Source organism: Minwuia sp. IMCC3060 (assembly GCF_029909435.1).
Taxonomy (GTDB): Bacteria; Pseudomonadota; Alphaproteobacteria; order Minwuiales; family Minwuiaceae; genus Minwuia.
Genome location: NZ_CP123782.1, coordinates 3,298,047 through 3,311,282, shown reverse-complemented (window position 1 = coordinate 3,311,282; position 13,236 = coordinate 3,298,047). Strand labels below are relative to the sequence as shown.

13 protein-coding genes and 1 tRNA gene are annotated in these 13,236 nt (G+C 61.7%); 6 read left to right on the top strand and 8 right to left on the bottom strand.

From position 1 onward, the window contains the following. Positions 1 to 122: 122 nt before the first annotated feature. From gatB to gatC, 3 genes are read right to left on the bottom strand one after another with little or no spacing between them, the layout of a single operon-like run. On the bottom strand, positions 123 to 1,601 hold the full coding sequence (gene gatB / locus QGV54_RS15495; protein ID WP_281019803.1) for an Asp-tRNA(Asn)/Glu-tRNA(Gln) amidotransferase subunit GatB: 1,479 nt from the start codon (positions 1,599 to 1,601) through the stop codon (positions 123 to 125). Further along, a complete protein-coding gene (gene gatA / locus QGV54_RS15490; RefSeq protein WP_281019804.1) occupies positions 1,598 to 3,085 on the bottom strand; it encodes an Asp-tRNA(Asn)/Glu-tRNA(Gln) amidotransferase subunit GatA in 1,488 nt (495 codons plus the stop codon). The genes gatB and gatA overlap by 4 nt, the downstream gene beginning before the upstream one ends. Next, the gene (gatC, locus tag QGV54_RS15485) at positions 3,085 to 3,372 is read right to left on the bottom strand and encodes an Asp-tRNA(Asn)/Glu-tRNA(Gln) amidotransferase subunit GatC (RefSeq protein ID WP_281019805.1); all 288 of its coding nucleotides are present in this window, start codon (positions 3,370 to 3,372) and stop codon (positions 3,085 to 3,087) included. The genes gatA and gatC overlap by 1 nt, the downstream gene beginning before the upstream one ends. A gap of 202 nt (positions 3,373 to 3,574) precedes the next feature. On the opposite strand from gatC, the gene QGV54_RS15480 reads away from it, so the two are divergent. Continuing rightward, positions 3,575 to 5,491: a nucleoside-diphosphate sugar epimerase/dehydratase gene (locus QGV54_RS15480; protein ID WP_281019806.1), complete on the top strand. Its 1,917-nt coding sequence runs from the start codon at positions 3,575 to 3,577 to the stop codon at positions 5,489 to 5,491. Between the two features lie 58 nt (positions 5,492 to 5,549). Here the strand turns inward: QGV54_RS15480 and QGV54_RS15475 are convergent, their stop codons facing one another. The 4 genes from QGV54_RS15475 to QGV54_RS15460 all read right to left on the bottom strand — a co-directional run bounded on the left by QGV54_RS15475 (position 5,550) and on the right by QGV54_RS15460 (position 8,713). Continuing rightward, complete coding sequence (locus QGV54_RS15475) at positions 5,550 to 6,212, bottom strand: MIP/aquaporin family protein (RefSeq protein WP_281019807.1); 663 nt, start codon at positions 6,210 to 6,212, stop codon at positions 5,550 to 5,552. Positions 6,213 to 6,227: 15 nt separating this feature from the next. Then, positions 6,228 to 6,740, bottom strand: coding sequence for an arsenate reductase ArsC (locus QGV54_RS15470; protein ID WP_281019808.1), 513 nt, complete (start codon positions 6,738 to 6,740; stop codon positions 6,228 to 6,230). A 145-nt stretch (positions 6,741 to 6,885) separates the two neighbouring features. Continuing rightward, positions 6,886 to 7,608, bottom strand: a complete 723-nt coding sequence (locus QGV54_RS15465; protein ID WP_281019809.1) for a transglycosylase SLT domain-containing protein — start codon at positions 7,606 to 7,608, stop codon at positions 6,886 to 6,888. A 229-nt stretch (positions 7,609 to 7,837) separates the two neighbouring features. Then, positions 7,838 to 8,713, bottom strand: a complete 876-nt coding sequence (locus QGV54_RS15460) for an N-formylglutamate amidohydrolase (RefSeq protein ID WP_281019810.1) — start codon at positions 8,711 to 8,713, stop codon at positions 7,838 to 7,840. A gap of 159 nt (positions 8,714 to 8,872) precedes the next feature. Here QGV54_RS15460 and QGV54_RS15455 point away from each other — a divergent pair, with 159 nt between their 5' ends. The 4 genes from QGV54_RS15455 to QGV54_RS15440 all read left to right on the top strand — a co-directional run bounded on the left by QGV54_RS15455 (position 8,873) and on the right by QGV54_RS15440 (position 11,632). Beyond that, positions 8,873 to 9,265 carry a response regulator gene (locus QGV54_RS15455; protein WP_281019811.1) on the top strand — a complete coding sequence of 131 codons (393 nt, stop codon included), beginning with the start codon at positions 8,873 to 8,875 and terminating at the stop codon, positions 9,263 to 9,265. 95 nt (positions 9,266 to 9,360) lie between these two features. Then, positions 9,361 to 9,435: transfer RNA gene (locus tag QGV54_RS15450), tRNA-Gly, on the top strand. A gap of 223 nt (positions 9,436 to 9,658) precedes the next feature. After that, entirely contained in the window at positions 9,659 to 10,726 is a 1,068-nt protein-coding gene (locus QGV54_RS15445; RefSeq protein WP_281019812.1) for a hypothetical protein, read from the top strand. Between the two features lie 21 nt (positions 10,727 to 10,747). Continuing rightward, positions 10,748 to 11,632, top strand: a complete 885-nt coding sequence (locus tag QGV54_RS15440) for an IS1595 family transposase (protein WP_281019982.1) — start codon at positions 10,748 to 10,750, stop codon at positions 11,630 to 11,632. A gap of 99 nt (positions 11,633 to 11,731) precedes the next feature. Here QGV54_RS15440 and QGV54_RS15435 read toward each other — a convergent pair whose 3' ends face one another. Next, a complete protein-coding gene (locus QGV54_RS15435; RefSeq protein WP_281019981.1) occupies positions 11,732 to 12,598 on the bottom strand; it encodes a hypothetical protein in 867 nt (288 codons plus the stop codon). A gap of 122 nt (positions 12,599 to 12,720) precedes the next feature. On the opposite strand from QGV54_RS15435, the gene QGV54_RS15430 reads away from it, so the two are divergent. Beyond that, positions 12,721 to 13,149 (top strand): hypothetical protein, encoded by a 429-nt coding sequence (locus QGV54_RS15430; RefSeq protein ID WP_281019980.1) that lies wholly within the window; start codon positions 12,721 to 12,723, stop codon positions 13,147 to 13,149. The last annotated feature ends 87 nt before the right edge of the window (positions 13,150 to 13,236 follow it).

The following is a 13,236-nucleotide window of genomic DNA, read 5'->3' as shown; positions in this document are numbered from 1 at the left end:
GGTCGCGCAACGGACCGCGATCTGCCTGTTCACGCTACTCGCAGACCTGATCTGCGAGCCCGGCGTGCGGCACCGCTGGGTACCCGGGGCAAGCCCGGGCACGGCATCGACAGAGGTACGGGTCAGTCGCCCAGGATCTTCTCGCGCAGGATCTTGTTGACGGCCTGCGGGTTGGCCTTGCCGCCTGACAGCTTCATGACCTGACCGGTGAACCAGCCGAGCAGCTTCTCCTTGCCGCCCTGCACGTCCGCCACCTTGTCCGGGTTCTCCGCGATCACCTGATCGACGACCGCCGTGATCGCGCCTTCGTCGGTGACCTGCTTCAGCCCCTTTTCCTCGATGATCGCGTCCGGGTCCTGATGGGTTTCGCACATCACCTCGAACACTTCCTTGGCGATGCGGCCGGAAATGGTCTTGTCGACGATGCGGTCGATCAACTGGCCGAGCTGCGTTGCCTTGATGGGGCTTTCGGCGATGTTGATGCCGGTACGGTTCAGATATCCGAACAGGTCCGTCGTCACCCAGTTGGCCGACAGCTTCGGGTCACGCCCGCTGGCCACGGCTTCGTAGTAGTCGGCGGATTCCCGGTCCGAGACCAGCGTCCGGGCGTCATATTCGGACAGGCCGAAGTCGGCCATGAAGCGGGCCTTCTTTGCGTCCGGCAGTTCCGGCAGGCTGGCGCGGATCGCGTCCACCCATTCCTGTTCCATTTCCAGCGGCAGCAGGTCGGGATCGGGGAAGTAGCGATAGTCGTGCGCTTCCTCCTTCGACCGCATGGAGCGGGTGACACCCTTGTTCGGGTCGTAGAGCCGGGTTTCCTGGTCGATGGTGCCACCATCCTCCAGGATCTCGATCTGGCGGCGGGCCTCATGTTCGATGGCCTGGCGGATGAAACGCATGGAATTGACGTTCTTGATCTCGCAGCGCGTGCCCAGCGGGCCGCCCGGACGGCGCACGGAGACATTGACGTCCGCGCGCAGGGACCCTTCCGCCATGACGCCATCGCAGGAACCGACATAGCGCACGATGCGCTGCACCTTCTCCACATAGGCGGAGGCTTCCTCCGCCGAGCGCATGTCGGGGTCGGAGACGATCTCCATCAGCGCCACGCCGCAGCGGTTCAGGTCGACATAGGTCTGCGAAGGATGCTGGTCGTGCAGGCTCTTGCCCGCATCCTGCTCCAGATGCAGCCGCTCCACGCCGATTTCCTTGGTGGTGCCGTCCGACAGCTCGATCGTGACGGAACCACGCCCGACGATGGGCTGCTTGAACTGGCTGATCTGATAGCCCTGCGGCAGGTCGGGATAGAAATAGTTCTTCCGGTCGAACACGGAATAGAGATTGATCTCCGCATTCAGGCCCATGCCGGTGCGCACGGCCTGCTCGACGCAGCGTTCGTTGATGGTCGGCAGCATGCCGGGCAGGCCCGCGTCGACGAAGCTGACCTGGCTGTTGGGATCGGCACCGAACTCGGTCGAGGCGCCGGAGAACAGCTTGGCGTTCGAGGATACCTGGGCATGGATCTCCAGACCCATGACGATTTCCCAGTCACCGGTCTCGCCCGCAATCAGGTTGTCGGGATTGGTCGGGATGTCTCTCATGCCAGCCACCACTTGTTGGGCCGTGCGGAGAAGGCGGCGGCACTTTCCAGCACACCCCCCACACGGAACATGGTCATCTCGTCGAATGCCGGGGCCAGCACCTGCAGCCCCAGCGGCATGCCGTTGTCCGACAGGCCCGCCGGTACCGACATGCCCGGCAGCCCGGCCATGGAGGCAGGGACCGTGAACACGTCGTTCAGGTACATGGCGATCGGGTCACCTGATTTCTCCCCTGCCGCGAAGGCGGCGGAGGGTGCGGTTGGGGTCAGGATCGCATCCACCTGCCCGAAGGCCTGCTCGAAATCCTGTCCGATCAGGGTCCGGACCTTCTGCGCCTTCAGGTAATAGGCGTCGTAGTATCCCGCCGACAGCACATAGGTGCCGATCATGATGCGGCGCTGGACCTCCGCCCCGAAGCCCTCCGCCCGCGTCTTCTCGTAGGTCTCCGTCAGGTCCTGGCCATCGACGCGCAGGCCGAACCGCATCCCGTCGTATCGCGCCAGGTTCGAGGAGGCTTCCGCCGGGGCGACGATGTAATAGGCCGGCAGGGCATACTTCGTGTGCGGCAGGCTGATCGGCACGATCTCCGCGCCCGCGTCCCGCAGCCAGGCTTCACCCTGCTGCCACAGTTTCTCGATCTCCGGGGGCATGCCGTCGATGCGGTATTCCGCCGGAACGCCGATCTTCAGGCCGCGGATGTCCCCGGTCAGGGCGCTCTCGAAATCCGGGACGGGCATGTCGACGGAGGTGGAATCCATCGGGTCGAACCCGACCATGGATCCCATCATGATCGCCGCATCCCGCACGGTGCGTGTCATCGGTCCGGCCTGATCCAGCGAAGAGGCAAAGGCCACGACGCCGAAGCGTGAACAGCGGCCATAGGTCGGTTTCGCACCAACGATGCCGGTGAAGGACGCGGGCTGGCGGATGGAACCGCCGGTGTCCGTACCGGTTGCCGCCACCACGATCTCCGCCGCGACCGAACTGGCCGATCCGCCGGACGAGCCACCGGGCACGAAGGTGCGGTTGTCGCCCTCCGGCCGCCAGGGATTGGCGACGGGGCCGTAGTAGCTGGTCTCGTTGGACGAGCCCATGGCGAATTCATCCATGTTCAGCTTGCCCAGCATCACCGCGCCTGCGTTCCACAGGTTCGTGGTCACGGTGGACTCATAGGGCGGCTGAAACCCGTCGAGGATGTGGCTGCTGGCGGTGCTCAGCACGTCCTTCGTGCAGAACAGGTCCTTGATGCCCAGCGGCAGGCCCTCCATGGCGCCGACCGTGCCCGACGCACGCCGCGCGTCGGAGGCCTTCGCCATCTCCATCGCCTTCTCCGGTGTCTCGGTGACGAAGGCATTCAGCGACCGCGCAGCGGCGACGGCGTCGATATAGGCCTCGGTCAGTTCGACACTGGTCGTCTCGCCCTTCGCCAGCGCATCGCGCGCCTGGGCCAGTGTCAGGCCGGTCAGTTCACTGTTCGCTGCCATTACTCGACCACCTTCGGCACAACGAAGAAATTCATGTCGGATGACGGTGCATTCGCCGTCACCTTTTCCGCCTGTCCGCCGCTGGTGACCTCATCGGCCCGCCAGCGCAGTTTCTGCTTCGCGACCGACGTCATGGGCGCGACCGCGGACGTGTCGACTTCGTCCAGTTGCTCGACAAAGCCGATGATCTGGTTCAGCTCCTGGCCCAGGGCCTCCAGCCGATCCTCCGCCACCTCGATCCGCGCCAGTCTGGCGACGCGCCGCACGGTGTCCTTGTCTAGCGACATGGCATTCTCTTCCCGGTCATGAAATCAGGCCTGCGCCGGAACAGTGCCGACGCGCGGTGTACCTATCATCGGGACAGAAAGGCGGCAAGCGATGCGGCGTTTGGCCTCCGTCGACGCGCTGCACCATGTGGCTGATGTTTCACCAATCACATTTCGCGTGATAAGAAGCGTGAATCGCCCCTTTTCCGGGATATCCGCGCTGATGCGTCTGCGTTTCAAACCCTACATGAGTCTGGCCTGGGATGTGGCCGCCGCGCCGATGGCCTTCATCGGGGCGATGATCCTGCGCTACGGTCTGGGCGGGTACGAGATCACGTCGCACATGTGGCTGGAGGCGACGCTGGTCCTCGTGCCCCTGTCGCTGGTTGTCTTCGCCCTGTTCGGGCTGCACCGCGGGGTCTGGCGCTATGTCTCGATGCGGGATCTGGTGAGGATCCTGCAGGCGACCGCCATCGTGGTGCTCTTCTCCTATCTCGCGCTGTTCGCCTACAACCGGCTCGACACGCTGCCGCGCACGGTGCCGTTCATCAACTATATCCTGCTGGTGGCGCTGCTTGTCGGACCGCGGCTGCTGCTGCGCCTGCGGGTGGAGGGGGGACTCGGCTCCCTCGGCCTGGCGCGCAAGGCGCGTGGGGAGGCCGTCCCCGTGCTGCTGATCGGCGCCGGATCAGGGACGGAGCTTTTCCTGCGGGAGGTGGATCGCGGCACGACCAGCTATCGCCCCGTCGCCATCCTGGACGAGTCGGGAAAGCGGGTCGGGCGGGCCATTCGCGGGGTGCCGGTGATGGGCGGGCTGGACGACATGGCCTCCGTCGTCTCCACGCTGGAGGCCAGGCACCGCCGTCCGCAGCGCGCCATCGTCACCAAGCGCGAACTGAACCCGGACCTGCTGCACGATCTGCTGGAACGGACGGAGAAGATCGGTCTGCCGCTCAGCCGGGTGCCGGACATGGGCGCGCTGGAGACCGGGGTCGGCGTCAACCGGATCGAAGTCCGCCAGGTCCAGGTGGAGGATCTGCTGGGCCGACCGCAGAAGCGGCTGGATCGCGCGGCGATGCAGGGGCTGATCACGGGCAAGCGCGTGCTGGTGACCGGCGCGGGGGGCTCGATCGGCAGCGAACTGGTGCGACAGGTTGCGGAACTCGGCCCGTCAGAACTGTCGCTGGTCGATCTGTCGGAGTTCGCGCTCTATACCATCGACATGGAGGTGTCCGAGCGCTGGCCGGAGCTGCGCCGCCACATGACGCTTGCCGATGTGCGCGATTCCGAGCGGATGAACGGCGTCATCGCCGGTTTCAGGCCGGATATCGTGTTTCACGCCGCCGCGCTGAAGCATGTGCCGCTGGTGGAAGCCAATGTCGAGGAAGGTGTGCTGACAAACGTCATCGGCACGCGGAATGTGGCCGATGCCTGTCGCGCGCATGGCGTTGGCGTGGTGGTGCTGATTTCGTCCGACAAGGCGGTGAATCCGGCAAATGTGATGGGCGCGACGAAACGGCTGGCCGAGGCCTATGCGCAGGCTCTGGATATCGAATGCGCCGGCGCCGGCGGTACGCCGCGCTTCGTCACGGTTCGCTTCGGCAATGTCCTGGGGTCCACCGGTTCCGTGGTGCCGCTGTTTCAGCGCCAGCTTGCGGCGGGCGGGCCCCTGACCGTCACCCATCCGGAGATCACCCGCTATTTCATGACCATCCGCGAGGCGGTGGAACTGGTGCTGGCAGCGGCCGCGCACCGGGGCACCGGCAGCACGGAGACGGGGCGGATTCATGTGCTCGACATGGGGGACCCGGTACGCATCCAGGACCTGGCGCGGATGATGATCCGCCTCGCCGGTCTCAGGCCGGACCGGGATGTGGAGATCGCCTTCACCGGCCTGCGTCCCGGCGAGAAGCTCTACGAGGAGCTGTTGCACAACTCCGAGACCGATGATGCGACCGCCGTGGAGGGTGTCTTCCTTGCCTCCCCGCGCGCGGTCGATCTCGCCATCCTGCGTCGTGCCCTGGACGAACTCAGGTCCCATGCCCATGCCCGGCGGACGGATCGCACCCTGACCCTGCTGAAGGAACTGGTGCCGGAGTTCAAGGCAGAGCTGGAGCGCAGCCGGTCGGACGCCTCCTGATCCGGCTCCGGCAGTGTCCGGACCCGTGACGGCACCGCGCGTCACCGTCCGGCTGGTCTCAGTCGTCGTCGAAGAGATACCTGCCCACGGCCCAGGCAATGGCCGCTCCGGCAACCTGTGACAGGATGAACCCCGGAACATCGGCGGCACCGATGCCGGCAAAGCTGTCGGTCAGGCTGCGGGCAATGGTGACGGCGGGATTGGCGAAGCTGGTGGAGGCGGTGAACCAGTACCCGGCGGTGATGTAGAGGCCGACTGCCGGTCCCACCCAGGCCGGCCGATGGCGCACGGTGCCAAGGATCGTCAGCACCAGTCCGAAGGTTGCCACGCCCTCCGCGAACCACTGTCCGATGCCGGTACGGGGGCGGGCAAAGGCGCTGATCATGTCCATCTCGAACATGACGTGCGCTGCCATCACGCCGGCAATGCCGCCCGCCACCTGGAACACGACGTAGACCGCCGCGATGAGCGCCGTGATTTCCCCCCGCAACAGGAACACCAGGGTGACGGCAGGGTTGAAATGCGCACCGGACAGCGGACCGAACATCACGATCAGCACCACGAGAATTGCGCCCGTGGCGATCGTATTGCCAAGCAGGGCAATGGCGTCGTTTCCCTGGGCCAGGGTCTGGCCCATGATTCCGGACCCGACGACGGTCGCCAGCAGGATCGCGGTCCCCAGGGCCTCCGCCACGAGGCGCTTGCCGGTCGTAGCTGTCATGTCAGTCGCTGTCCCTCAGGCGGTCTTCGTCTTGTCCTTGCCGATTTCGGTGAGCCTGGACTGCAGCCGCGTCCGGTCCAGACTGCTCAGCGGCAGGTTGACGAAGATCGAGATCCTGTTGTTCAGCATGCGGTAGGTCTCGGTGAATGCCTGTCGCTTGACGGCCTCCACCCCTTCGACGCCTGCCGGGTCCGGCAGACCCCAATGGGCTGTCATCGGCTGCCCGGGCCAGATCGGACACACCTCCTGCGCCGCGTTGTCACAGACCGTGAAGACGAAATCGAGCTGTGGTGCGTCCGGTGCGCCGAATTCGTCCCAGTTCTTGGACCGGAGCCCGCTCACGTCGTGATTGAGATTGCGCAGCAGTTCCTCTGCGTAGGGATGGACCTTGCCCGCAGGGTTGCTGCCCGCCGAGTAGGCATTGAACCGCCCCATGCCTTCCCGGGCGAGTATCGCTTCCGCGATGATGCTTCGCGCTGAATTGCCCGTGCACAGGAACAGCACGTTGTAGGGTTTCGGATCAGCCATGGCACCCTCCCGCTGGCGGAACATACGGGTGTCTTATGGCGCGGCAGTATTTCAGAACGAAGACAGTGTCATCTTCCTGCAATCAGGGGCAGATATGCCGTGGCGACGGTTGGATCACAGCCTGACCTGGCAGCCTGTGGGACACTCAATAGCCGCGAATGCGCGGCTGGCCGGATTTCACACTGATATAGGGTGACGGGCGCAGGCGCAGGTTGCGCACCTGGCTCGAACTGGTGCGGAACCTGATGCCGGTGGCGGGCTTGCTGGCCAGCCGGATCTGGTTCACGGCGTGCTGACGTTCCCCGGCCCAGGCGGCCATGACCTTGCGGCGGTAGGCATTGGCGCGCTGCGGCTCGCGGTTGTGGTAGAAGGAGATCGCCCGTGACCACGACCGGGTCTCCGCAAAGAGCTGTTTCACGAAGGTCGCGGCATACTCGACGTTCGTCGCCGGGTCGAACGCGCCTTCCAGATCGTCGAAGGCTTCCGGGTGATAGCGCAGGTTCACCTGCATGCAGCCGACATCAATGTTCTTCACGCCCTTCGCCTTCAGCGCCTGCACAGCGGCAACCGCTTCGGACTTCGCGTCGTGCCAGCGGCCCCGACCCTCGGCATGGATCGTCCAGGGCCAGGCAGAAATGTCCGCCCCGGCATGAATTGCCCGGCCTGATTCGACCACGGCGACCGCAGCCAGCAGTCCGCTGGGGATATTGTGGCGACGCTCCGCCGCCAGCGCCGCGTCACGGCAGATGGACGCACGGGTCTCTGTTTCCACGGGTTTCGCCGCAACAGGCACGGCAAGCGCGAGCATGATGAGGCCGCAGAACAGGGCCAGGGGGGCGCGGTCGGGGATGTGGCTGAATATTTTCATGGGTTTCTGAAAAGCAAGCACCAGGCCAGTTCGGGCAGACGGAAACGGGCGCGAATTCCCTGACGGAAATTTTTCCCTTGTTTCTTTTCGCAATTGCGAGATATGCTCGCTCCTGCGGCATGAGAGTCTGCTCTCTGCCGTGGCCCTGATTGGGCGTTTCCTCCCTAGACTTGGGCCGTCCCGGCAACGGGGCGGCCTATTTTTTTTGCCTGGTGCCGGTATCCGAATGTCAGGTGAACGAGATGCTGGACATGATGCGCCGCACCATTTCCGCCATGTCCTGACTGATCCTATGCAGTTCCGGGCGGCGGGTGAACCGGGCCTCATCCATGTAGAGGGCGCGGTTGATCTCGATCTGCAGCGCATGCAGTCCCATGGCGGGACGTCCGTAGTGTGCGGTGGTGAAACCGCCGGCATAGGGCGCGTTGCGACCGACGCGATAGCCGAGGGCGCTGAGTTCGGTCTCGACCCTGTCGGTCAGATCGCGGTGGCAGGAAGTCCCGAACCGGTCACCCAGCACGATATCCGGCCTGTCACCAACCCTGCGCCCGGCCACCGGCAACGCGATGGAGGGCATGGAGTGGCAGTCGATCAGGATGCACTGCCCGAACTGCGCCAGGGTGGTGTCGACAAGCTCCGCCAGCGCAGCATGGTAGGGGCGGTAGTAGTGTCGGATGCGACGCTCCGCCTCCGCGTAGGGCAGTTTGGCGCGATAGATGTCCTCGCCCCCCGCCACCACCCGGGCAATCGTGCCCAGACCGCCGGCCACGCGCACCGAGCTGGTGTTCGCGTGGGCGGGCAGGTCGTCGTCGAACATGGTCGGGTCCAGTTCGTAGGGTTCCCTGTTCACGTCGCAATAGGCCCTGGGAAACCGGGCCCGCAGCAGCGGGGCGCCCAGACGGCTGGCGGCCAGGAATATCTCCTCGACAAAGCTGTCCTCCGATTTTCGCAGGGCCAGCGTGTCGAGACGGGAGGCCGCCTGAAACTGTGCCGGATAGTCGCGACCGGAATGCGGAGAGGTCAGCACCACGGGCAATGTCTGGCTCGCTGGCTGGTGAATGGCCAGCGGCGGGTCGATCAGGACGAGGCGCGGGTCGATCTGCATGATGTTCAGCTATCCGGCAATCTGTGAGCAATGCAACGCTTTCTTCGCAAATTGGCCTTAACGTGAGTTGAACAGACGCGGTGGACAGTTGTGCAGGACTGGATGGTTCTGCCACCCTGTCGACCGTGACACGGTACAACGGCTCGGGGCGATCAAGGCATGGCGCGCATACTGCTGGCGGAAGATGACAACTCCCTCCGTCCCTATCTCGCACGTGCGCTGCGGCGCGATGGTCATGAGGTCATTGCCGCGCGGGACGGGATCGAGGCCCTGGTGCATCTGGGACCGAATCGTTTCGACCTGCTGCTGGCCGACGTCGTGATGCCGGAGATCGACGGAATCGAGCTGGCGCGCCGGGCCGAGCGGGCGGACCCCAACATCAAGGTCATGTTCATCACCGGTTTCGCCGCCGTCGCGATGCAGTCCAACCGCCGCCATCGCGCCCCCGCGAAAGTGCTCTCCAAGCCGTTCCACCTGAAGGATGTCGTGGCGGAGGTGCGGGAGATGCTGGCGGAAGCGGGGATCGAGGACACGACAAGCCCCACCGGTTGACGCCGTCGCCGGTCGACCCGGCAATCCAGTTGTTGAATGGCTGAAATTGGGGGTTGCCAGTCCCGCCGAACTGGCTTAAATCCCCGACCTCGCGAGCGGGCGTAGCTCAGGGGTAGAGCATAACCTTGCCAAGGTTAGGGTCGTGAGTTCGAATCTCATCGCCCGCTCCAGTTTTCCAGAACATTGGCGTTCTTGCGGTGGATGACCCCGTCCACCCGGAAGTCCAGCTGTCTGGGTGGTGAGGATCTGCAATTTTTAGGCGTGTTGGCTGAAGAAGAAGCGCCCAATGGCGTTAATTCGCTCCGGCTTCATTGAGCCCACTGGCAAGATCCCCGATAGTCTCATATGCTTTGTGACATGGCGTTGGATCATGTCGCTCCGAACCCACAGCTCATGCGTGAACTGGAGCAAGTTGCTAGGGAAGCTGAAGCGGCAGCAGACACTCTGCGCGGTGTCAACCTGCTTCCGCGCGAATTCCCCATTGAAGCGCTGCAGGAAATCTCCAGTTCGCTCAGGCACCTCAAGGATGGAACTGCCGAGGGGTGTCTCGAGCCCCTGAACTTCGCTCGTCATATGCTCCCGCTGGTTCGTCGTGATCACTTCTATTTGGAGGGTGCAGAACCGGATTCGCAGGATGATGACGAAGTATACTTCACGCGTGATTGCCCTTTGGACCTCGCAATCATGCGACTTTACGGAGCGGTTGGAACTGCGCTCGACGAATATAGATCTCAGGCGCAGGAGAAGTATGACGACGCCGTCGTTGCAGAGGAAACCCTCCGGTTCGGAAATGACGGTGCATTTGCCAACATCTCGAGAGGTGCGGAAAATGTTGTTGCCGGATCGCTGTCAGCACGCGCAGATCTCGATCAGATGGCGATTCCAGGCTCCAGGGAGGTCGAAAAGCTTCATCGTCAACTCCAGGATAGTGCCAATCTCGGCCACTCGATCCAATCCCAGATCCGTATCAGACCTGTCGTTGCGCGCTGGTACCATTCTGCGAGCAAGGCGATGTCCATGCTTCCGGACATACTGGTCAAGACGGCTGACGGCATAAGAATTGGCGCCGATGTTGCTCAGATTTGGCACAAGGAATGGAGCGCATTCAATGGGCGCGTTCGGGACCTTGCCTATGATCAGATTCGTGGGCTCGCATCAGCACTTGAGGCTACAAGCGAGCGTCTGAAGGTTTCTCGGCGAAAGCCTGGAGAAGTGGGCGTGCGGCAGAGAGATCCGGATGTGGTCGAAGCCGAGAAAATTGTGCTTGAAATGTTGTTGTCCGGGAAAAAACTTGAAAGTAATTTTGCCCGGAAAGTCGAGATTTTGGATTTTACTGGCGCAAGTGCGGAAATTCAACGTCCGGAAGATTTGGCCCTATTGAAGAATGTCAAAAGCCTGGTGTTTTTCGGGACAAATTTGGGGTCTATCCCCTTGACATACGGTAGGACGGTCACCATCTAAAGGGCATAGGAGAAATGATCCATGCCCAAGCCGACGACAGTCCGTGAATTCTTCAAGCAGTTCCATGATGACGATGCCTGCTTGGCGCACCTGTTCGACGTTCGGTTCGGCCAGGATCACGTCTGCCCCAAGTGCGAGCGTGAAGCCCGCTGGTATCCGATCAAGGCCGAACGCGCCTTCTCCTGCCAGTGGTGCGGTCATCATATCCATCCTACAGTTGGCACGATCTTCGAGAAGTCCCGCACGTCGCTCCAGACGTGGTTCTATGTGATCTTCCTGTTCACCACGACACGACACGGGGTCTCCGCGAAGGAGATCCAGCGTCAGACTGGCGTGACCTACAAGACGGCATGGCGCATGGGCCAGAAGGTCCGTGAGCACATGGCCGAGATCGACGGCGAAGCCCCCTTGGGCGGTGCCGGTCACACGGTCGAGATTGACGAAACCATGGTTGGCGGTGTCCGCAAGGGCAAACGCGGTCGTGGTGCCGCTGGCAAGACGGTCGTATTTGGTATGCTCCAGCGTGAAGGCAACCTGATGCTCAAGGTTGTTCCCAATGTCCGCCGCGCCACTCTCCAGCCGATCATCGAGGCCAACGTTGCCAAAGGCACGATGGTCGATACCGACGAGCTCAAGTCCTACAATGGGCTGTCAGAAGCCGGTTACGACCACGGGACGGTCAATCATTCGACCGGGCAGTACGTTGCCGAAGACGGCACCACGGTCAACGCCATTGAGAACTTCTGGCGTCACCTGAAATGCTCCATCAAGGGAACGCACACCAGCGTATCCCCGGAGTACCTTGAGCGCTACGCCAAGGAATTCGAGTACCGCTTCAATCGTCGGATGCGCCCCGAGACGATGCTTTCGGAGTTGCTTTCGACTTATCCGAAGCAGGACGCTTGATGGCCTTGTCCAGCTTCTCCAGATCGCCGGGGGCGTCCTTCTCATGCTCTCGGATGAACTCTTCCAGCTTGCCTTCTTTCAGAGCCTTGCGAAGCGAGATCATTTGGCCCGAGCATCGCTGACGTACAGCCGCGAAATCTCTCCGTCTTTCAAGACCGGTTTCGCAGTTACGGCTATCGGGATTTGCCCATCCAAAGATCCACTGTAAACGTTCTTTGGCAGAGCCAGTGCGGGATCAGTAACTTTGATCGAAATTCGGCCACCTTCTTCCCCGTCCCAATCCGCAGAACCAGTACCAGTATCGAGGTTCAGTGACCGAATGGTCATTGTTGTTTCCATCTCGTCCGCAACCTCCATTTCACCCTTCGACCTTAACGCTTGAGCAACCGGCTCATCAATGATCGTCGGCGACACTGAATTCTTGTAAATCACCTGATCGTTGCACGAATGCCCTACCGGAGCCGGAAGTTCGCGAAGCGCCGTCCGGTTAACGTGCGTCAGAGCGGTTATTTGCTCCTGCATCCATGCCTTGTCGCGCATCTGGCCCGCGTGAACCACGTTTGCGAATGCATCGTGCCGTTCAGCTTGCTTGTCCAGCATATCAAGCGCCTTCTCGGTCAATTTAGCGTCTCCACTTCCGCGACCAACCACAGCCGACCATATCCACGGCAAAAAACTCTCACCCACTTCAACTAACATAGGGGCATATAACGGCAACTGCGACGAATTCATCAACGCGAATATTTCAAATAATACACCATTCTCTTGGGGTGGGCCAGTGTAAATGCGAAAATCTTGCGCCCTATAATCCTTTCTAACCTCACCTTGAAGGTAAAATCCTAGTATTGATGAAGAAAGACGCCCGACACCGTCAAGTGACTTCGCCAACTGGCGAATCTCAATATGATGGTGGTCAGCATCACGGCCCGTGCAAGAAACCTGCAAAGGCGGCACAATTGAGACCATCATTCCCTCCCCTTATCCGGGAAGGCTGTCACGGTCACGCAACCGCGTCAATCGTTACGTATGCTGAGGGGATAGACCCCACAAATTTTGATATGCTTAGGTGGGGAGCTCACCTTGCTGGTTTGGACAATCTGGAAAGTCTCAAGCTTCCTGAGCAAACAAGTATTCGACCTCTTGAGGAATTGCGGCATCTCACCAGCCTCACGGTGCACGCAAATCAGGTGAGTGACCTGACGGCTCTCGGCAACCTCACCAGCCTCACCAGCCTAAGGGTGCAGGCAAACCAGGTGAGTGACCTGACGGCTCTCGGCAACTTGATTGATCTGAAGAGTTTCTCTATCGCAGGCAATCGACTGTTGGATATCAGCGCTCTTGCCGCATTGAAGAGTTTGCAGGAGCTGGTAATCAGTGATTTTGAGGCCGTCGATCTGGCGCCGTTGGCAGGCTTGCGCCAACTTCGAACAATAGTGATGGGAAATACAACTTTCAGAAACAGTAATATTCTTGATAATGTAATGTTGACTTTGCGCGGCAATAGTTATGAAATTTGATTGATTTCGTTAGAAATCTGTCTTTTGAGAATTTTTTCTCATCATTTTCGATGTCATCCATTTTGGCGTGGTGAGGTCGCCTATGCG